Annotated in this window: 17 protein-coding genes; 8 read left to right on the forward strand and 9 right to left on the reverse strand. The window is 64.6% G+C overall.

From position 1 onward, the window contains the following. Nucleotides 1–39: 39 nt before the first annotated feature. The gene (locus ACQ4W4_RS12955) at nucleotides 40–267 is read right to left on the reverse strand and encodes a hypothetical protein (RefSeq protein WP_070218305.1); all 228 of its coding nucleotides are present in this window, start codon (nucleotides 265–267) and stop codon (nucleotides 40–42) included. Between the two features lie 126 nt (nucleotides 268–393). Between ACQ4W4_RS12955 and ACQ4W4_RS12960 the strand changes: the two genes are divergently transcribed. Next, the gene (locus ACQ4W4_RS12960; protein WP_436542328.1) at nucleotides 394–1,071 is read left to right on the forward strand and encodes a phosphoribosylanthranilate isomerase; all 678 of its coding nucleotides are present in this window, start codon (nucleotides 394–396) and stop codon (nucleotides 1,069–1,071) included. Here ACQ4W4_RS12960 and ACQ4W4_RS12965 read toward each other — a convergent pair. The 7 genes from ACQ4W4_RS12965 to ACQ4W4_RS12995 all read right to left on the reverse strand — a co-directional run bounded on the left by ACQ4W4_RS12965 (nucleotide 1,068) and on the right by ACQ4W4_RS12995 (nucleotide 10,077). Next, on the reverse strand, nucleotides 1,068–1,973 hold the full coding sequence (locus ACQ4W4_RS12965; RefSeq protein WP_436542329.1) for a LysR family transcriptional regulator: 906 nt from the start codon (nucleotides 1,971–1,973) through the stop codon (nucleotides 1,068–1,070). The genes ACQ4W4_RS12960 and ACQ4W4_RS12965 overlap by 4 nt on opposite strands. Nucleotides 1,974–2,171: 198 nt before the next feature. Continuing rightward, nucleotides 2,172–2,687, reverse strand: coding sequence for a 4'-phosphopantetheinyl transferase family protein (locus ACQ4W4_RS12970; RefSeq protein WP_436542330.1), 516 nt, complete (start codon nucleotides 2,685–2,687; stop codon nucleotides 2,172–2,174). A gap of 11 nt (nucleotides 2,688–2,698) precedes the next feature. After that, complete coding sequence (locus ACQ4W4_RS12975; RefSeq protein WP_436542331.1) at nucleotides 2,699–6,754, reverse strand: Pls/PosA family non-ribosomal peptide synthetase; 4,056 nt, start codon at nucleotides 6,752–6,754, stop codon at nucleotides 2,699–2,701. A gap of 148 nt (nucleotides 6,755–6,902) precedes the next feature. After that, the gene (locus tag ACQ4W4_RS12980) at nucleotides 6,903–7,607 is read right to left on the reverse strand and encodes an anaerobic ribonucleoside-triphosphate reductase activating protein (RefSeq protein ID WP_436542332.1); all 705 of its coding nucleotides are present in this window, start codon (nucleotides 7,605–7,607) and stop codon (nucleotides 6,903–6,905) included. Continuing rightward, entirely contained in the window at nucleotides 7,600–7,797 is a 198-nt protein-coding gene (nrdD, locus tag ACQ4W4_RS12985; protein ID WP_086147637.1) for an anaerobic ribonucleoside-triphosphate reductase, read from the reverse strand. The genes ACQ4W4_RS12980 and nrdD overlap by 8 nt, the downstream gene beginning before the upstream one ends. Continuing rightward, entirely contained in the window at nucleotides 7,794–9,542 is a 1,749-nt protein-coding gene (locus ACQ4W4_RS12990; protein ID WP_436542333.1) for a ribonucleoside triphosphate reductase, read from the reverse strand. The genes nrdD and ACQ4W4_RS12990 overlap by 4 nt, the downstream gene beginning before the upstream one ends. A gap of 118 nt (nucleotides 9,543–9,660) precedes the next feature. Further along, nucleotides 9,661–10,077: a hypothetical protein gene (locus ACQ4W4_RS12995; RefSeq protein ID WP_436542334.1), complete on the reverse strand. Its 417-nt coding sequence runs from the start codon at nucleotides 10,075–10,077 to the stop codon at nucleotides 9,661–9,663. A 162-nt stretch (nucleotides 10,078–10,239) separates the two neighbouring features. Here ACQ4W4_RS12995 and ubiU point away from each other — a divergent pair, with 162 nt between their 5' ends. From ubiU to ubiT, 3 genes are read left to right on the forward strand one after another with little or no spacing between them, the layout of a single operon-like run. Then, the gene (gene ubiU / locus ACQ4W4_RS13000) at nucleotides 10,240–11,277 is read left to right on the forward strand and encodes a ubiquinone anaerobic biosynthesis protein UbiU (RefSeq protein ID WP_436542335.1); all 1,038 of its coding nucleotides are present in this window, start codon (nucleotides 10,240–10,242) and stop codon (nucleotides 11,275–11,277) included. Nucleotides 11,278–11,286: 9 nt separating this feature from the next. Next, nucleotides 11,287–12,183, forward strand: coding sequence for a ubiquinone anaerobic biosynthesis protein UbiV (gene ubiV, locus ACQ4W4_RS13005; protein WP_070311932.1), 897 nt, complete (start codon nucleotides 11,287–11,289; stop codon nucleotides 12,181–12,183). 20 nt (nucleotides 12,184–12,203) lie between these two features. Further along, nucleotides 12,204–12,731: a ubiquinone anaerobic biosynthesis accessory factor UbiT gene (gene ubiT, locus ACQ4W4_RS13010; RefSeq protein WP_436542336.1), complete on the forward strand. Its 528-nt coding sequence runs from the start codon at nucleotides 12,204–12,206 to the stop codon at nucleotides 12,729–12,731. A 24-nt stretch (nucleotides 12,732–12,755) separates the two neighbouring features. Here ubiT and ACQ4W4_RS13015 read toward each other — a convergent pair whose 3' ends face one another. Next, on the reverse strand, nucleotides 12,756–13,019 hold the full coding sequence (locus ACQ4W4_RS13015; protein WP_077402408.1) for a heavy-metal-associated domain-containing protein: 264 nt from the start codon (nucleotides 13,017–13,019) through the stop codon (nucleotides 12,756–12,758). 248 nt (nucleotides 13,020–13,267) lie between these two features. Here ACQ4W4_RS13015 and ACQ4W4_RS13020 point away from each other — a divergent pair, with 248 nt between their 5' ends. The 4 genes from ACQ4W4_RS13020 (at nucleotide 13,268) to ACQ4W4_RS13035 (ending at nucleotide 19,497) form a co-directional block, all read left to right on the forward strand. Next, on the forward strand, nucleotides 13,268–14,128 hold the full coding sequence (locus ACQ4W4_RS13020; RefSeq protein ID WP_436542337.1) for a substrate-binding periplasmic protein: 861 nt from the start codon (nucleotides 13,268–13,270) through the stop codon (nucleotides 14,126–14,128). A 261-nt stretch (nucleotides 14,129–14,389) separates the two neighbouring features. After that, nucleotides 14,390–16,072 (forward strand): aspartate-alanine antiporter, encoded by a 1,683-nt coding sequence (gene aspT / locus ACQ4W4_RS13025; protein ID WP_436542338.1) that lies wholly within the window; start codon nucleotides 14,390–14,392, stop codon nucleotides 16,070–16,072. Nucleotides 16,073–16,128: 56 nt separating this feature from the next. Next, nucleotides 16,129–17,817, forward strand: coding sequence for an aspartate-alanine antiporter (aspT, locus tag ACQ4W4_RS13030; protein ID WP_436542339.1), 1,689 nt, complete (start codon nucleotides 16,129–16,131; stop codon nucleotides 17,815–17,817). Nucleotides 17,818–17,886: 69 nt separating this feature from the next. Further along, entirely contained in the window at nucleotides 17,887–19,497 is a 1,611-nt protein-coding gene (locus ACQ4W4_RS13035) for a bifunctional aspartate transaminase/aspartate 4-decarboxylase (RefSeq protein ID WP_436542340.1), read from the forward strand. Nucleotides 19,498–19,618 lie beyond the last annotated feature (121 nt).

Consider the following 19,618-nt stretch of genomic DNA (forward strand, 5'->3'; position numbering starts at 1 on the left):
GGATCAATCAAGTATCGTCCGCCGCCCGGCGCGTGTCAATCAGCGCGGGCTGACGATCAGGCGCCAGCGGATCGCGCCCTGCTCGCTGCTGTGCTGATGGTGGTTTTGCGGCGGCATGACGTGGCCTTCCGTCGACACGATCTCGTGCGCGCAGCCGTCGCAGCGGTAGATGCCCGAATACGGCACGGCTTCGCCGGGTGACGTCAGTTCATCGAAACGCGGGTGCATGGAGCGGGCCACGTAGCTGGGGTTCTTGTAGTCGGCCATGGGTTCCTCGGAAAGTGGGCAGGTCCCCATTCTGGCACACAATCGTGCACGGTCTTGACGGCGTGTCTTGGCGCGCGCGCCGCCCTGTGTTGTAATGTTGATCATCCCGACGGAGTACGCAAGGCCATGAGAACCCGCATCAAGATCTGCTGCATCGCTTCCATCGACGAAGCGCAACTGGCCATTGCCGCCGGCGCCGACGCGCTGGGCCTGGTGGCCGCCATGCCGTCCGGCCCCGGCCCGATTCCCGACGCGCGCATCGCGCAGATCGCCGCATGGACGCCGCCGCCCGTGGCCACCTTCCTGCTGACGTCCGAGACGACGGCGGCAGCCATCGCCGAACACGTGCGCGCCACGCAGCCGTCCACCGTGCAGATCGTCAGCCATATCGACCCGGCCGAAGTGGCGCAGCTGGCGCGCCTGCTGCCGCACGTGCGGCGCGTACAGGTGATCCACGTGGAGGGACCGGAGGCTTTGGCGCTGATCCCCGCCTATGCACCCCATGTCCACGCTTTTTTGCTCGACTCGGGCCGCCCCGGCGCGGCTGTGCCGGAGTTGGGCGGCACGGGCCGCACGCATGACTGGTCCGTCAGCGCGCGCTTCGTGCGCGCCAGCCCCCGTCCCGTTTTCCTGGCCGGTGGCCTCGATGCGAACAACGTGATGGAGGCGCTGCGCCAGGTGCGCCCCTACGGCATCGACCTGTGCTCGCGCGTGCGCACGGACGGCCAGCTCGATGTCATGAAGCTGGCCTTGTTGATGGCGGCCGTGCGCGACGTGGATGCGGCGCTGTATGCGGAAGGCTAAACGGCCGGCAGTTTGCCCATTTCGCGCACGAATGCTTCCGTAAACGCGGCCACCATGCCGCTGGCCGCGCGCGGCGAGATCAGGCCGACGACGGAGTGCGATTCCTCGTCCGGCAGGGCGATAAAACGCACGCCGGGCGGCGCCACCAGGCGCATGCTGTCGGGGACGATGGCGATGCCCATATTGGCTTCGATCAGGTTCAGCTGCGAAGTCTTGCGTGACAGGGCGCGCGCCGCTTTCGGGAAGAAGCCCTGCGCCAGGCACAGGCCCGCCACCAGGTAGCTGAGGCCGCCGCGGTCCTTGTGCGGGATCGAGACGAACGCCTCGTCGCGCAGGGCGGCGATCGTCGTGCGTTCCAGCGCGGCCAGCGGCGAAGCCGATGACACGGCCACCACCAGCTTTTCCGCGTACAGTTCGCGCACGACGATGTTGGCATGCTTGCGCAAGGTGGGCAGGCGCACGAGGCCCAGGTCGGCGCGGCCTTCCTCGATGTCTGCCGCCTGGTTCTCCGACGATCCCTTCGATACATCGAGCGAAACGCCGGGGAACTGCGCCAGCAGGCGGTTCAGCACGGCGCCGATGGCGGGCGTGAGGGTGACGGAGCTCGAATGCAGCAGGCGGATGATGCCTTGCGCGCCTTGTCCCACGTGGCGCGTCTGGCGCACGGTTTCCTCGATGTCGTCCAGAATGCGCCTGGCGCGTTCATAAAATAGCTGTCCCGCAGGCGTGAGTTCGATATGGCGCGCGTCGCGCGTGAGCAGCAGGGCTTGCACCTCGCTTTCGAGCTCCTTGATTTGCCGGCTCAGGGCCGATTGCGCGATGTACAGCTTTTCCGCCGCGCGCGAATAGCTGCCCGCATCGACGACTTCGACAAAGTAGCGGAACTGTCTGATGGAAATCAATCGTATGCCTTTTCGAGATCGGAGACTGCCTGATTTGATATTGGCCTGGCCCCGGCATTCAGGCTACAGTGGCCTGGTCTGCTGCCACTGCAAAGGAAAGACCATGCTGGAATTGATCGGGGTACTGGGACTGCTCGTCAGTATTATCGTAAAACTGATTTTCGTCCAGATCGGTGGAGCTGGACATGGCACGGAAGATTAATACGCGAGGCTTGCCACGTAGGGGGCTGGCAATGGCAAAGCCTGCAGGCAGCAGGCTGGCGCGGTCCCATCCCACTCCGTCAACGGCAATCCCGCGCACTTGAGCACCGCCTCGCGCGCCGTCCATGCCTGCGCCAGGGCGAAAGGACGCTGTGGATCGGGCATGGAGGCCAGCTCCTGCGCCACCTGCGGCCCAAGGTAATCGCGCGCCAGCATGAACCAGTCGGCAATATCCTGCACGCGCATCACGTCGATGCCGACAGGGCCATGCAGATGGACGGCGGCCAGCGAGATGCCCTCGTCATGGCTGAACGACAGGCTGACTGCGCGGCCGGCCAGCAGCAGGCGCGGAGGGGCGCCTGGCGTGGACTCCACCGCAATCGCCCCGATATCCATCTTCAGCCACCGGGCCGCCGCTTCGCGCACGGCCTGGCGCAGGTGCGCGCGCGCTTCCATGCGGGACGGCGGCGGCGCAATGCCGATCACCAGCACGCCGTCCCCTGACCAGAGCACCGTAAAATCCATCAGCTGCGCAGCGGCGCCGCCGGGCAGCCCGCCCAGTTGCTGCCGGCGGGGATGTGCTCGCCCTTCATCACCAGGGTCAACGGTCCCAGGCGCGCATTGTCGCCCACCTTGGCGCTGTACAGCACGGAGCTGCGCGGGCCCATGTAGACGCGCTGGCCGATCTCCACGTGGTCGATCTTCATCACGCGGTCTTCGAACAGATGCGTTTGCGGGCAGGTGAGGGCATTCAGTTCGCTGTAGTCGCCGATGTGCACGCAGTCGAATTCCGTGATGTCGGTCGTGTCCATGTAGACGCCGCGGCCGATCTTGCAGCCGAACAGGCGGAAGGCCAGCGGCAGCCACGGCGTGCCGCGCAGGTAGCGCATGAAGTTGGGCACGGCGATGCCTTCGTACAGGTTCGTCACGCCTTCCGAAATCCACACGAACGGCGTCCACATTGGCGCCGCATGCTTGCGGTAACGTCCCAGCAGCAGCCACTTGAACAGCACGACGACCAGGAAATTGCCGATGCCGTAGGCGATGCCGGCGATGGCCAGGTCGCTCACCACTTCGCCCCAGCGTCCGGCGCCCGCGATCGGCATCACGTCCAGCACCAGCGTATAGCCGACGGCGATCACCACGGCGTGCGGCGCGACGATGCGGAAGGCTTCGATCAGGCTGCGGCCCAGGCGGCGCAGCAGCGACGGCTTGAACGTCAGGTGCTCGGCAAAGCCGCTCACCTGTTCGCGCGCGGGCAGGTGCATGGGCGGGGAACCGAGCCACGTGTCGCCGCTGTGCATCTGTTCATTGCGCGGCGCATGCGTGTGCACGCCGATCAGCACGTGTTCGGGCAGCACGGTGCCGTCCGGGATATAGCTGCCGTTGCCGACAAAGCTGCGGTGCGAGACGACGGTGGGGCGCATGGTCATCCAGCCGCCGTCGATCTGCTCGTCGCCCAGCATGACGGCGTCGGCGATGAAGGTGTCATCGCCCAGGGTCAGCATGTCGGGCACCACGCCCAGCGCCGTGGAAATCTCGGCGCCCTTGCCGACCTTGGCGCCCAGCAGGCGGTACCAGTACGGCGCGTACACGGTGGCGTAAATACCGTGCAGCACGTTCAGGCTCGATTCCTGGATATGGCTGACCAGCCACTTGGCGCAATATATATTGCTGTGGACGGGCGAGCTGCCCGGCTTCAGGCGCGGCAGCGCGCCCCAGCGGATGGCGGCCGACAGCAGGGCCGTGAGCACGATCAGCACGGCGCTGGCGGGGAAGGCCAGCAGGAAGTAGCGGGCCAGCTGGGTCGTCACGTCGCGCCCCTGCAGCCACGGCATCATTTCGCGTTCGTCGAACCAGTCGATCAGCACGAAGCTGGGGAAGACGGGCATGAAGAACAGCACGGCGATGAGCACCATGCCGTAGCAGAAGAACAGGGTTTCGCCCGTCAGGCGCAGGCGCGAGACGGCGGGGCGCGGCGGCTGGCTGGTCCGGTCATAGGGGCCGATATCGCGGGCGGGAGAACCCGTCCAGACGCGGCCGGCCGGCACCGAAGCGCCGTCGGCCAGCGCCGATTGACCCTCCAGGTGGCCAAACTCGCCTACTTTGGTATTGCCTTCCATGATCGCGTATGAGCTGATGCAGGCATCGTCGCCGATGCTGATCTGGCCCAGCAGCAAACGGCCCCGCTCCACCCGGGCGTTTTCAAAGTTGACGGCATTGCCCACGCTGACGTTGTCGCCGATGGCCAGCAGGTCGGGCGCGCGCAGGGTCATCGAGCCGATGACCACTTCCTTGCCCACTTTCGCGCCCAGCGCGCGCAGCCACCAGCTGTTCAGCGAAGAGCCGCTGAGCAGATACGCGGGCGCCGATTCGACCAGACGGTCGGCCAGCCACCAGCGGTAGTATGTCAGCCCCCAGAGCGGATAGCTGCCCGGCTTCAAACGGCCGGCGATCAGCCACTTGCCGGCAATCGCGATGGCAAATTCGGCCAGGGTCGCGAGCAGGAACACGCCGATCGAGGCGGCGATGGCGCGCGGCACGGTGTCGCCCGTGTCGCCCGTGAAGAAGTGGTAGGTGAAGAACGGCGCCATCCACTGCGCCATGCGCAGGGTGACGAGGCCAGGCACGGCCGCCGCCTGGGCCGCGCCGCAGATCCAGCGCTTCAGGGTCGACGGCGGCGTCCACTGCGCTTCCGGCGTGGCCAGCGCGGGCGCCTCGTTCAGCACGGCGGCGATCTTGCCGATCTGCCGGTTCTGGTAAATGTCGCGCACCGTCATGTGGGCATAGGCCGGATCGGCGCGCAAGGCGGACGCCAGGCGCGCGGCCAGGAAGGAATGGCCGCCAAGGTCGCTGAAGAAGTCCAGCTGGCGCAAGATGGCCTGGCCGGGGAACAGCTTGGCCAGCGCCGCGAACAGGGCCGCTTCGGCCGGCGTTTCCGGCACGTCCGATTCGCCCGCCTCGCCCGGGGGCGGCGCGGACAGGGGCATGGCTTTCAAGGCTTTCCGGTCGATTTTTCCCGAGGTCAGGCGCGGCATCAGCGGCAGCAGCTCGAAACGTCCCGGCACCATGTAGGGCGGCAGGTGCAGGTTCAGGGCCGCGCGCAGGGTTTTCGCCGCCAGGGCGTCGTCGGGCGCCTCGTCGCTGCCGACGATGTAGGCTACCAGCTGGTCGATGCCGTCATCCTTGCGCAGCAGGACGGCCACCGTGCCCACGCCCGGCTGCTGCGCCAGCACGGCTTCGATCTCGCCCAGTTCCACGCGGAAGCCGCGTATCTTCACCTGGTCGTCGGCGCGGCCCAGGCACAGCACCTGGCCGTCGGCATCGATGCGGGCCAGGTCGCCCGTGCGGTACAGGCGCGCGTCGTCGTCGCTGGTCGCCCACGGATTGGGCAGGAATTTTTCCACCGTCAGGTCGGGCCGGCCCAGATAACCCTCGGCCAGGCCGGGGCCGATGATGCACAGCTCACCCGTCTCGCCGCGCGCCAGCAATGTCAAGGGACGGTTTTCTCCCGGCTCGGCCACTTGCAGCACCAGCAAGCCATAGTTGGGCAGCGGCGTGCCGATGGTGACGGGCTCGCCGGGCCGCAATCGCGCCAGGCTGCACGAGACGGTCGCTTCCGTGGGGCCATAGGTGTTGAACATGGCGCGGCCCGGGCGCGACCAGCGCTCGACCAGGGACTCGGGGCACATCTCGCCGCCCAGGTTGATCAGGCGCAGGCTCGGTACTTCCTCGGCGAACAGGGCCAGCAGGGTCGGCACGGCGTGGAGAACGGTTACCTTGTTCTCGGCCAGCGCGCGCGGCAAGGCTTCCGGGTCGCCCGAAATCTCTTTGGGACCGAGCCACAGGGTGGCGCCCACCAGATAGGCGATCCAGATTTCCTCGAACGACATGTCGAAGGCGACGGAAAATCCCTGGTAGACGGTGTCGCTTTGCGTCACTTCCAGCACGGCGTTTTCGCTGCGCAGGAAGTGGCAGATGCTGCGTTGATTGATCAATATGCCCTTGGGCTTGCCGGTGGAACCGGACGTGTAGATTACGTATGCCGGGTGGTCGGGCAAGACGGTGCCGCGCGCGGGCAGGTGTTCGCCCGGCGCGGCGGGCGCCAGCAGGCTTTCCGCCGTCCATACGGGACGCTCGATGCCGGCCTGCTCCAGGCGTGGCGCGAACTGCGCGCAGCTGACGACACCAAAGCCATTGGCGTCGTCGAGGCACACTTGCAGGCGCTCGACGGGCGTGTCTTCATCGACGGGCAGCCAGGCGGCGCCCGCCTTGGCGATGGCCGCCTGCATCAGCAGCAGATTGGCGCCGCGCGGCAGCCACAGGCCCACGATGTCGCCGGGCTTGACGCCGGCCGCCGCCAGGCGCGACGCCGCCAGGCCCGCCTGGGCATCGAGTTGCGCATACGTGATGCGGCGCGCGCCGTCGATCAGGGCGGTCTGCTGCGGGCAGCGGCGCGCCGTCGCTTCCAGCAGGTCGGCCAGCACTTCCTCGCGCAGCAAATCCGGTCGCGGCGGGCCGTACAGGATGTCGGCGTGGGTGGAAGGGATGCCTGGACTGACTGCGGTGAAATCGTTCATGGATGACGCTTATCTGTAATGCTGTGTGAGGAATCTGACGGGCCGCGCATGGTGCGCGGCACAGTTGATACATTACAGCACGCAAGACATTTCAGCGTTGCAGAACGGGGAATTTTGCGGGACTTTCAATAATTATGTGGCGGCAGGATCAACTGCCATGATTACGGAATGTAAAACGGGGAAACATGGCGCCGATTTGCGCCACCGTGTCCGCCGCCGGATAGCCGTGCAGGGGGCGGCCGGCCAGCGCCGCGTCTGCGCAGCCTTCGGCGCGGAATTGCTGCAGCACGTAGTTGTCGACGCCTTTGGCGGCCAGGGTGGCGGCCAGGGCCAGCAGCTGCTCGTCCGGCAGCAGATCCGGGTGGGTGGTGGTGCGGCATTCGTAGGCGACGCCACTGGCGAGAATGGCGTCCAGGCAGGCGCGCGCGGGGTCGCCGCTGCCGGCCACGCGGGTCACATGTCGATAGTCGGCAAACGGCGCCTTGATGTCGAAACCCACCCAGTCGACCAGGGGCAGCACTTCCTGCAGGCGCTGCGGATAAATGCAGGCCGTGTGCAGGCCGATGCCGAAACCCAGTTCCCTGACGTCCTGCATGGCCCGCGCCAGCGCCGGGTCCATGCACGCCTCGCCGCCGCTGAAGACGACGGCGTCGACCAGGCCCACGCGGCGGCGCAGCCAGGTCAGGACGTCCTGCCACGGCATGGCGCCGTCCGGCGTGCGCGCCTGCAGGTGCGGATTGTGGCAATAGCCGCAACGCCAGGGGCAGCCCTGCACGAACACCACCGCCGCCAGCTTGCCGGGATAGTCGGTGGCGGAAAAGGGCGTCAGGCCGCCCACTTTCAACTCAGCCATGGCAGGCGGGCTGGCCAACCCGGGCGCTCGCTTCCGTAAAATACTGGCGCTCGTGGAATTCGCCCTGCTTGCCGATGTTGAACGAGGCGACGGGGCGGTGGTAGCCCATCACGCGCGTCCAGATTTCGCAGCGCTGGCGTTCGGTGTCGAGCAGGGTGATGGCGGGAGTGAAGTCGGGACGTGCATTCATGGCGTTTCCTCAAGTGATGGAGCAATGTGGGCCTGCTTGCGGGCGATCAGTTCCGCGTCGCAGGTGGGACAGAATTCATGTTTGCCGGCCAGGTAGCCGTGGCGCGGGCAGATGGAAAAGGTGGGCGTGACCGTGATGTAGGGCAGCGAGAAGCGGCTCAGGGCGCGTTTTACCAGCTCGCGGCAGGCGTTCGCATCCGACAGCGCTTCCGTCATGTACAAATGCAGCACCGTGCCGCCCGTGTACTTGCGCTGCAGCGCGTCCTGCAATTCCAGCGCTTCGAACGGGTCGTCCGTGTGGCCGACGGGCAGTTGCGACGAGTTCGTGTAATACGGATTGTCGACGGTGCCGGCCTGCAGGATGGCGGGATAGCGCTTGCGGTCTTCGCGGGCGAAGCGGTATGTCGTGCCTTCGGCCGGCGTCGCTTCCAGGTTGTACATATGGCCCGTCTCTTCCTGGAAGGCCACCATGCGGGCGCGCACGTGGTCGAGCAGGCGCACGGCCAGCGCGTGGCCTTCGGGCGTCGTGATGTCCCAGGCGTCGCCGCTGAAATTGCGGATCATCTCGTTGATGCCGTTCACGCCCAGGGTGGAAAAGTGGTTGCGCAGGGTGCCCAGGTAGCGCTTCGTGTACGGGAACAGGCCTTGCTGCATCAGTTCCTCGATGGTGCGGCGCTTGATTTCCAGGCTGGTCTTGCCCAGTTCCAGCAGGCGGTCCAGGTCGGCCATCAAGGCTGGCTCGTCGCCGCGCCACAAATGGCCCAGGCGCGCGCAGTTGATCGTCACCACGCCCAGGGAGCCCGTCTGCTCGGCGGACCCGAACAGGCCATTGCCCCTTTTCAGCAATTCGCGCAAGTCCAGCTGCAATCGGCAGCACATGGAGCGGATCATGTTCGGCTTGAGTTCCGAATTGATGAAATTCTGGAAGTAGGGCAGGCCGTAGCGTGCCGTCATTTCGAACAGGCGTTCCGCGTTTTCGCTATGCCAGTCGAAATCCTCGGTGATGTTATAGGTGGGGATGGGGAAGGTGAAGACGCGGCCCTTGGCGTCGCCCGCCATCATGATCTCGATGTAGGCGCGGTTGATCATGTCCATTTCCGCCTGCAGCTCGCCATAGCTGAAGTCCATTTCCTGGCCGGCGATGACGGGAATCTGCTCGCGCAGATCGTCCGGACAGACCCAGTCGAAGGTGAGGTTGGTGAACGGCGTCTGCGTGCCCCAGCGCGACGGCACGTTGAGGTTGAAGATCAGCTCCTGCATGTACTGGCGCACGTCTTCGTAGCGCAGGCCGTCCTTGCGGATGTAGGGCGCCATGTAGGTGTCGAAGGAACTGAACGCCTGCGCGCCGGCCCATTCGTTTTGCAGGGTGCCGAGAAAATTGACGATCTGGCCGATGGCGCTCGACATGTGTTTCGGCGGGCCCGATTCGATCTTGCCCGGCACGCCGTTCAAGCCTTCATGCAGCAGGGTGCGCAGCGACCAGCCGGCGCAATAGCCGGCCAGCATGTCGAGATCGTGGATGTGCAGCGCCGCCTCGCGGTGCGCCGCGCCCACTTCCGGCGGATACACCTGGTCCAGCCAGTAGTTGGCGATGACCTTGCCCGACACATTGAGTATCAGGCCGCCCAGCGAGTAACCCTGGTTGGCGTTGGCGTTGACACGCCAGTCGCGCCGGTCCAGGTATTCATTGATGGACGCGGCGACATCGACCTGGCCGCGTGTGGGGGAAACTGCATTTGTCGTCATGAAACCTCCAATAAACACAACATGCGGTGTTTTTATGGAGATTAATCACTAAATATAGTGGCGTCAAAGGGCGCGTGCAGTTGCGTGACGAATCCTTGATGCAGGTGAAAAATACACCTCAGCCGCCTTTGTTCCAGCGCGTTTCGCGCAGGATCAGCCAGCTCGCGCAAAAGAACGCGGCGCCGCAGGCGGCGACGCTGGCGACGGAGGCGGGCAGCACGTGCGCCCAGATTTCCAGCGGCGAGAAGGTACTCCAGCTGGCGACGCGCGCGTCGAAGGTGACGTAGTTCGCCAGCAGCCAGTAGACGGCCAGCAGGCCCGTGCAGATGGCGGCCTGACGCAGCAGCGGCATCTTGCGGCGCGCAAACACGGCCAGCAGGAACAGCAGCAGCACGCCCGGATACGCGCCCAGCACTTCCGGCGACAGCACGGAGATGGTCCCTGCGTCATAGCCATCGGCCGGACCGGCCCACTGCACCTGCAGCGCGGTGAGGAACAGGGTGAGCAGGAAAATCAGCAGCGGTTTGCGGGTCATGGCGGTCAATCGAAGAGGGAGAAAAGGGAGGCATTTTACAGCCAGGTCAAGCAAGTTGAACGCGCGCCAGCCATGCACGCATTCCTTCACCTGCGTCAAGGACTGGGCCGTATGGGCGGGGCTATAGTCTGCACCCTGAGCCGATACAGGACTGTGAACATCATGATGCTTGAATCAACCACCGCCACCCGCGTGGCCGGACCGCTGGAACTGGTCTGCCCCGCCGGCAGCCTGCCCGCCTTGAAAGCGGCCATCGACAATGGCGCCGACACCGTGTACCTGGGCTTTCGCGACGCCACGAATGCGCGCAATTTCGCCGGCCTCAATTTCGACGAGAAGGCCATCGCCGAGGGCGTCCGCTACGCCCACCAATATGGACGCAAGGTGCTGCTGGCGCTGAATACATATCCGCAGCCGCACAACTGGGCCGTGTGGCGCAGCGCCATCGACCGCGCCGCGCAAGCCGGCATCGACGCCATGATCGTGGCCGATCCGGGCCTGATGGCGTATGCGAGCGAGCATCACCCGCAACTGCGCCTGCACCTGTCCGTGCAAGGCTCGGCCACCAACTATGAAGCGATCAATTTTTACCAAGAACACTTCGGCATCGCCCGCGCCGTGCTGCCGCGCGTGCTGTCGATGGCGCAGGTCGAGCAATTGATCGCCAAGACGGACGTCGAGATCGAGGTCTTCGGCTTCGGCAGCCTGTGCGTGATGGTCGAAGGACGCTGCGCGCTGTCGTCGTATGCGACGGGCGAGGCGCCGAACACGCACGGCGTGTGCTCGCCGGCGAAATCCGTGCGCTGGCTGGAAACGCCGAACGGTCTCGAATCGCGCCTGAACGGCGTGCTGATCGACCGCTACGCACCGGGCGAAAACGCCAGCTATCCGACCCTGTGCAAGGGGCGCTTCGAAGTCAACGACGAAGAGTATTACGCCATCGAGGAGCCGGCCAGCCTGAACACGCTGGCGCTGCTGCCGCAGCTGATCGCCATGGGCGTGCGCGCCGTGAAGATCGAAGGGCGCCAGCGCAGTCCTGCCTATGTCGCGCAGGTGACGCGCGTGTGGCGCGAAGCGATCGACGCCTGCCGCGAAGGCAATACGCGCTACGCCGTCAAGCCGGGCTGGATGGCGGCCATGGACAAGCTGGCCGAAGGCCAGCAGCACACACTGGGTGCGTACCACAGATCTTGGAAATAAAGGATGAACATGCTGAAGCTTTCATTGGGCCCCTTGCTGTACTACTGGCCGCGCGCCACCGTCTTCGAGTTTTACCAGCAGATCGCCGGCACCGCCGTCGATATCGTGTACCTGGGCGAAACCGTCTGCTCGCGCCGGCATGAGCTGCGCCTGGCCGACTGGCTCGATATTGCCGACATGCTGGCCGCCGCCGGCAAGGAAGTGGTGCTGTCGACGCAGGCGCTGATCGAGGCGGGCGCCGAACTGGCCACCCTGCGCCGCATCACGGGCAATGGCCGCTACGGCGTCGAGGCCAACGACATGGGCGCCGTGCATTGCATGGAAAAGGGCGCATCCTTCGTCGCCGGTCCCCATTTGAACCTGTTCAATGGCCCCAGCCTGCAGCTGCTGGCGCGCCTCGGCGCGCGGCGCTGGGTGATGCCGCTGGAAATGGGGCAGACGGCGCTGGCCGAGATGCAGCGCCAGAAACCGGAAGGGCTGGAGACGGAAGTGTTTGCCTACGGCCGCATGCCGCTGGCGTTTTCCGCGCGCTGCTTCACGGCGCGCAACCGCAACCTGCCGAAGGACGACTGCGGCTACAGCTGCCTGGAAGAGCCGGACGGCCTGCTGCTGCGCACGCGCGACGAAGTGCCCTTCCTCGTCCTGAATGGCACGCAGACGCAGTCGGCGCTCGTCTACAACCTGGTGCGCGAACTCGACGCCATGCGCGACATGGGCGTGTCGGTGGCGCGCATCAGTCCGCAGGCCATGCATACGGAACAGGTGATCGCCATCTTCGACCGCGCCCGCCGGGGGCAGGTCAGCGGCATCGGCGCCCAGGCCCAGCTGGCGGCATGCCAGCCGGCCGGCGCCTGCGACGGTTATTGGCACGGCCAGCCCGGCATGGAACAGCACGCCGCCCATTGAACGCATCGAAAGGAAGCACCATGCAAGATCAAATGGAACGATTGCCCGTCCCGGCCAAGCCACCCATGAGTAAACCCGCCGTGTCGTACCGGCTGCCCGAACCGCTGGCCGAATTGCTGTCCAAGCTGCCGCCGTATCCCGCCTCCTGGCTGTTCGTGCAAGGCTTGAACCGCCTGCTGGCGCCGCAATTGCCCGACGACGTGCGTTGCAGCCTGGAGGGGCGCAGCCTGCGCCTGCGCTTGCTGGACGCGGGTATCGCTTTCGATTTCGAGTGGCAGGGCACGGTTTTCGTGGCCGAACGCTATGTCGACGTGCCGGACCTGTGCATTGCCGCCAGCGTGCATGACTTGATGCTGCTGGCGCGGCGCCAGGAAGATCCGGATACCCTGTTCTTCAGCCGCCGTTTGAGCCTGGAAGGCGATACGGAGCTGGGCTTGCTGTTCAAGAATACGCTCGACGCCATCGAATTGCCGCCGTTCGACTTGCAGGCGCTGGGACCGCGCCGCGTGCTGGCGCATTTGCGCGACCGGGGCGCGCGGGGAGGCTGAGCGGAAAAGGGGAGGGGGCGGCGCTCAGTGGCGGCAGTGGCCGCAGGCGCCGCTGCACGAGGCCAGCTGTTCTTCATCGGTCGCCTCGCCCATGAAGCCGGCGTCATTGACGGCGGCCAGCAAGCGTTCCTGCGTGGCCAGGCGTTCGTCAAATTGCACCGTGGCGCCGTGGCGCGCCAGCGAGACGCAGACGGTGGCCACGCCCGTGACGGCCTCAAGTGCGCCCGTCAATCTGTCGGCGCAGCCTTCGTGATCCATTCCAATAATATTCAAGCGCGCTGTCTGCATGTGGTCCTCTTGTTTTTCAGATAAAAAAACAGCGTAGGCGAGGGGCGCGCATGCCGTCCAGAGCAGCACGCAAGATTTATTTTCTATTTACGGTTTTATTGATCTGGATTAATTCGCACCCCTCCACTCCCGCCTGAATTGCTGTTGTTTTGTACACAGTTTCCATAATCCAGTCGACAAGCGTGCCCTGCTGCGCGATACTGTCATTCTGATAAGAACGCTGATGAAAGCGCTGGAAAGGAGGGGCCATGCAGCGCCGCCCCCTGCTCATGCTTGCCGGTCTGTGGCCGTTGGGCGCTGCCGCCGGCACGCCGCTGCCGCTCGTGTATCCGCGCCACCAGGCGCTCGATGATCCGCAGCAAGGTTATGTGACGGCCTTGCTGCAAATGGCGCTGGCCCGGTCGGGCCAGGCATATGCCTTGCGCCGCTCCGAACTGCGCATGGTGCAGACGCGTGCCATGCAGGAAATCGCCATGGCGTCGGGCAGCGTCGATGTCGTCTGGGCCATGACGAGCCAGGCGCGCGAAACGCAATTGCTGCCGGTGCGCATACCCATCGACCGCGGCCTGATCGGCTGGCGCGTGGCCCTGATCCATGCCCGCCGGCCGCAGCTGCTGCGCGGCGTGCGCAGCATCGCCGCCCTGGCGCGGCTGTCTGCCGGCCAGATGCGCGACTGGCCCGACTGCGCCATCCTGCAGGCGAACGGCTTGCGTCTCGATACCTCGAGCACCTACGAAGGCCTGTTCCAGCAACTGGCGGCGGGGCGCATCGACTACTTTCCCCGCTCCGTGATCGAGGCCCAAAGCGAGCTGGCCAGTCACGCGCAATTGCCGCTGGCGCTCGACGCCCATCTGGTCATCCGCTACCCGGCCGCGCTGTACTTTTTTGTCGGCAAGCACCGGCCGGAACTGGCGCGCCACATTGAAACAGGACTGGAAACCATGCTGGCCGATGGCAGTTTTGCGCAGCTGTTCCAACGCCATTTCGGCCGTCTTGCGCAGGGCCTGAACCTGTCCCGTCGGCACGTGCTGGAACTGGCCAATCCCGACTTGCCGGAGGAGACGCCGTTGGCCCGCAAGACACTTTGGTATCGTCCAAAACATTACTAATAGTTTTATTGACCAGTGTCAAACCACCGCTCCAATCGTGCGCAGGATGTTTGACGAAACGCAAGACGAGTTCAACAGAACACCTGTTGACACTTATAAAATTTTCGCCGAACATAATTCCATCTTGCAACACTTTCCCAGCGAAAGCCGCCATGATGGCTGTCGCGTGGCAACCATGCGTCCGTTCAACAGCAAGCTGCCGCCAGCCGCTGAACGCTGTGTTCCCTTGTAACCATCCGTTATCTTTTCGAAGGTTTGCCCATGCTCGAGTCGATCACGTCGGTATTGCACCAGGTGCCGGAACTGGCCTTGTTCCTGGCACTGGCGCTGGGCTACGCGGTAGGGCAGATACGCTTCGGCCCCATCCAGCTCGGCGGCGTGTGCGGCACCCTGATCGCCGCGCTGCTGATCGGCCAGCTGGGCATTACCCTGGACGCCAGCGTCAAGAACGTTTTCTTCATGTTGTTCATCTTTGCCCTCGGCTACGCGGGCGGTCCCCAGTTCTTTGCCAACCTCAATGCCAAGGGCTTGCGCCTCGGGCTGCTGTGCCTGATCGAAGTGGTGGTGGTGCTCGCGCTGGTGCTGCTGGCCACGCGGTTCCTGGGCCTGGACCAGGGCACGGCGGCCGGCATGATGGCGGGCGCGGCGACGGAATCGGCCGTCGTCGGCACGGCCACGGATGCGATCTCGAAGCTGGCGCTGCCGGCGGCCCGCATCGCCGAGCTGCAAGCCAATGTGGTCACCGCGTATTCCATCACGTACATCTTCGGCCTGATCGCCATCGTCATCGCCACCAGCCAGATTTTTCCGCTGTTGTTGCGCGTCAACCTGCGCGAGGAAGCGGACAAGTTATGGGAAAAAATGGGCGGCGCGCAGGCGGGCGCCGACGATTTGCAGGCGACGCCGGAAATGGTCGGCCGCGCTTACCGCATCAGCCGGGGCGCGGGACGCCGCCTCGATGCCTTGCAGCATATTTTTGCGGGCCGCGCCAGCATCACGCGCGTGCGCCGGCATGGCAAGGTCTTGCCTTTGGAACCGGCACTGCGCCTGCGCAATAACGACGAAGTGCTGGTGATCGGCCACCGTCCCGCGCTGGTGGCGGCCGAAGCCATCCTGGGCGAGGAATTTGCCGATACGACGGGCTTGAACATGGCCGTCTCCGCCGTCGAAGTGGTGCTGCAGCAAGCCGCGCTCGTGGGCCAGCCCTTGCGCCAGCTGGCCTTGCCCACCGGCGTGCATGTGGCGGCCGTCATCCGGGGCGAGCACAGCATGCCGCCGCTGCCCGACCTGGCCCTGCAGCGCGATGACGTGCTGCGCCTATACGGCACGACGGAAGGCCGCGAACTGAACACGGCGCTGTCGGCCATCGGCAAGCGCGTGCCCACGGGCGACCGCAGCAATATCGTCTACGCCAGCATCGGCATCGTGCTCGGCGTGTATATCGGCGGCTTTACCGCCAAGCTGGGCGGCATACCGTTTTCGCTGGGCACGGGCGGCGGCGCCTTGCTGACGGGACTCGTGTTCGGCTGGTACCAGGCGAGAAAGCCGGGCATGCCGGGCATCCACCCTAGTGCGCTCGACATGATGAAGGATATCGGCCTGGCCACCTTCATCGCCTGCGTGGGCCTGGCGTCGGGACCGCAAGCGATCGAGCTGGTGCGCCAGTACGGCTTGTCGCTGCCGCTGATGGGCGTCCTGATCGCCGTCATCCCCGCCTCGCTGTCGTTGCTGGTGGGTCACTTTTTCCTCAAGCTGGACGCGCCCGTGCTGCTGGGCGCCATCGCCGGCCAGCAGTGCAGCACGCCAGCCTTGTCGGCCGTGCAGAACGCGGCCGGCAATTCCACGCCCTTGCTGGGCTACACGATCACGTATGCGATCTCGAACGTGGTGCTGCCCTTGCTGGGGCCGCTCATCGTGGCCCTGGCCGGCTCGGTCCACGCATGAGCAGCTTGCAAGAGCACAGGCAGTAAAGAATTCCTTCAACACGAAAGGCGGTCCGCATGGAATGGTTGCATGAGTTATTCAAGAAGTCGCCCGAAATTGCCTTGTTTCTCTCCCTGGCAGTGGGCTACTACATCGGCAAGATCAAGTTCGGCTCGTTCCAGCTGGGCGGGGTCGCCGGTTCACTGCTGGTGGCGGTCCTCGTCAGCCAGGTAGGCGTGGCCATCGATCCCGGCGTCAAGTCGGTATTGTTCGCCCTGTTCATTTACGCGGTCGGCTATGAAAGCGGACCGCAATTCTTCAATTCGCTGGGGCGCCAGTCCGTGCGCGAAATCATCCTGGCCGTCGTGCTGGCCGTGACGGCGCTGCTGACGGTGGTCATCATGGCCAAGGTCTTTGGCCTGGACAAGGGCCTGGCGGCCGGCGTGGCGGCGGGCGGCTTGACGCAGTCGGCCATCATCGGCACGGCCGGCGATGCGATCACCAAGCTGGGCCTGGCGGCCGACGAGGTGGCGCGCCTGCAGGGCAACGTGGCCGTCGGCTATGCCGTCACCTATGTGTTCGGCTCGTTTGGCGCCATCATCGTCTGCGTCAACATCTTGCCTAAACTCATGGGACGCACCATCCGCGAAGATGCGATCAAGGCGGAAACGGCGCTGCAGGCGGGCGTGCAGGTGCTGGGACCTGGGCAGACGCCGGCCGCGCCCGACCTGATCGGCCGCATCTACGACGTGGGCCCTGGCGCCGGGCGCTCCGTCGAGGAAATCGAAAGCGCTCATCCGAACACGGCCATCACCATCGAGCGCGTGAAACGCAATGGCCAGATCATCGACGTCAGCCCGGACCTGGTGCTGGCGGCCGATGATATCGTCCTGCTGGTGGGCCGCCGCGAAGCCATGCTCAGCGTGTCTTCCCAGCTGGGCAAGGAATTGCTTGCCGTCGAAGGCATGGAACTGGTAATGCAGCGCCGCGACATGGTGCTGACCAACAAGGCTTACCACAATAAAACCGTGGGCGAAATCCGCAGCGCGACGGCGCCGGGCGTGCGTCACGGCATCTTTGTCGTGCAGCTGAGCCGCATGGGCAAGTTACTGCCCATGCAGCCGGAAACCGTCGTGCAGACGGGCGATGTGGTGACCATCTATGGCGCCGAGCAGGACGTCAAGCGCGTGGCGGCCGAAGTCGGTTACATGATCGTGCCGAGCGCCAAGACGGACTTCGTCTACATGGGCGCCGGCCTCGTCGTCGGCCTGCTGGTGGGCTTGCTGGTGGCGCGCATCGGTTCGATTCCGCTGACACTGGGCAGCGGCGGCGGCGTGCTGCTGTCGGGCCTCGTATTCGGCTGGTTCCGTGCCAAGCGCCAGACGTTCGGCTACATGCCCAGCGGCGCCGTGCAAATCCTCAAGGATCTGGGTCTGGCCGGCTTCGTTGCCGTCGTCGGCCTTACGTCCGGCCTGCAAGCCGTGCAAACCGTGCGCGAACACGGCCTGACACTGTTTGGCGTGGGCGTGGTGGTGACCATCCTGCCGATGATTTTGACCATGCTGATCGGCCGTTACATCTTGCGCTATGACAACGTGGCCGTGTTTGCGGGCGCCTTGTCCGGCTCGCGCAGCGCCAATCCCGCGTTCGGCGAAGTGCTGAACGCGGCGCAAAACTCGATTCCCACCGTGCCGTTTGCCATCACGTATGCCTTGGCCAACGTTTTCCTGACCCTGCTGGGGCCGCTGATTGTGGCCTTCGTCTGAGTCTGCATGTAGGTGCAAGAACCTGTGCAAGAACCCTCAAAATTATCAGTCTGATAAGGAGTAGCAAAAATGGATTTCAGTAACCCAAGCAAACTCGCCCTGTTGAGCCCCTTCGAATTGAAGGATGCGCTGATCCAGACGGCCAAGCAGAGCAACCGCCTGATGCTCAATGCGGGCCGCGGCAACCCGAACTTCCTGGCCACCACGCCGCGCCACGGTTTCTTCCAGTTCGGCCAGTTCGCCATGACGGAAGCGGAGCGCTCGTATGTGTACATGGACGACGTGGGCGGCTTTCCCACGCGCGAGGGCATCGAGGCGCGCTTTGAAATCTTCGTGCGCAAGCACGAAGGCAACCCGGGCGTGCATTTCATCGAGGCGGCCGTGTCGTATGTGCGCGACCAGCTGGGCCTGAGCGCGGGCGACTTCATCTATGAGATGTGCGAAGCCATCCTCGGCTGCAACTACCCCGTGCCGGACCGCATGCTGCGCCTGTCCGAGAAAATCGTCGGCCAGTATATTCACCGCGAAATGATCGGCGACCATCCATTCGTCGGCAACTTCGACATGTACGCGGTCGAAGGCGGCACGGCGGCCATGACGTATCTGTTCGCCAGCCTGAAATCGAACCACATCATCCAGGAAGGCGACACGATCGCCCTGGGCATGCCGATCTTCACGCCCTACATCGAAATTCCCCAGCTCAATGATTACAAGCTGAACACCGTGCACATCGATGCGCCGCAATCGAACAACTGGCAATTCACCAAGAAGGAGCTGGACAAGCTGCTGGACCCGAAAGTGAAGGCTTTCTTCCTCGTCAACCCCAGCAATCCGCCATCCGTCAAGATCGATGACGAGACCCTGGAATACATCGCCAAGATCATCAAGAAGCGCCCCGACCTGATCATTCTCACCGATGACGTGTACGGCACGTTCGCCGACAATTTCGTCTCGCTGTTCGCCATTTGCCCGTTCAACACCATCCTCGTGTATTCGTTCTCGAAATACTTCGGCGCGACGGGCTGGCGCATGGGCGTGGTGGCCACGCATGAAAACAATGTGCTCGACGACAAGATTGCCAAGTTGCCGGAAACCATCAAGAAGCAGCTCGATGCGCGCTACCATTCCATCACGACGGAACCGCGCCAGCTGAAATTCATCGACCGCCTGGTGGCCGACAGCCGCACGGTGGCGCTGAACCACACGGCCGGCCTGTCCACGCCCGTGCAGGCGCAGATGACCTTATTCTCCTTGTTCTCGCTGATGGATGAAGAGCAAAAGTACAAGCAGTCGATGAAGCGCATCGTGCTGCGCCGCAAGGAAGCGCTGTACCGCGAACTGGGCTTGCCGATGGTGCACGACGCCAATTCCGTGCGTTACTACCACCTGCTGGACATGGAATCGCTGGCCGCGCAGATGCATGGCGAGGAATTCTCGCAGTGGCTGCTGAAAAAGCTGAAGCCGAACGAGGCGCTGTTCCGCCTGGCCGAGGAAACGGGCGTCATTTTGTTGCCGGGCCGCGGCTTCGGCACCACGCACCCGTCCGGCCGCGTGTCGCTGGCCAACCTGAACGAATACGACTATGCGAATATCGGCCGCGCCATCCGCGCCATGGCGTCCGAGTTCTTTGCCGTGTTTGAAAAGGAAAAGGAAAAGGGCGGCAAGAAGGCGAAGAAGTAAGCCGCTAGGGTCTGTCTGACTGATTTCAGATGAGCCATAGAATCATTGTTGCGATAATCACGACTGCCAGATAGTTGTGTCCGCGTTTGTCGTAGCGAGTTGCGACGGCGCGGAAATCTTT

The organism is Janthinobacterium glycogeni, assembly GCF_051380725.1.
Lineage (GTDB): Bacteria > Pseudomonadota > Gammaproteobacteria > Burkholderiales > Burkholderiaceae_D > Janthinobacterium.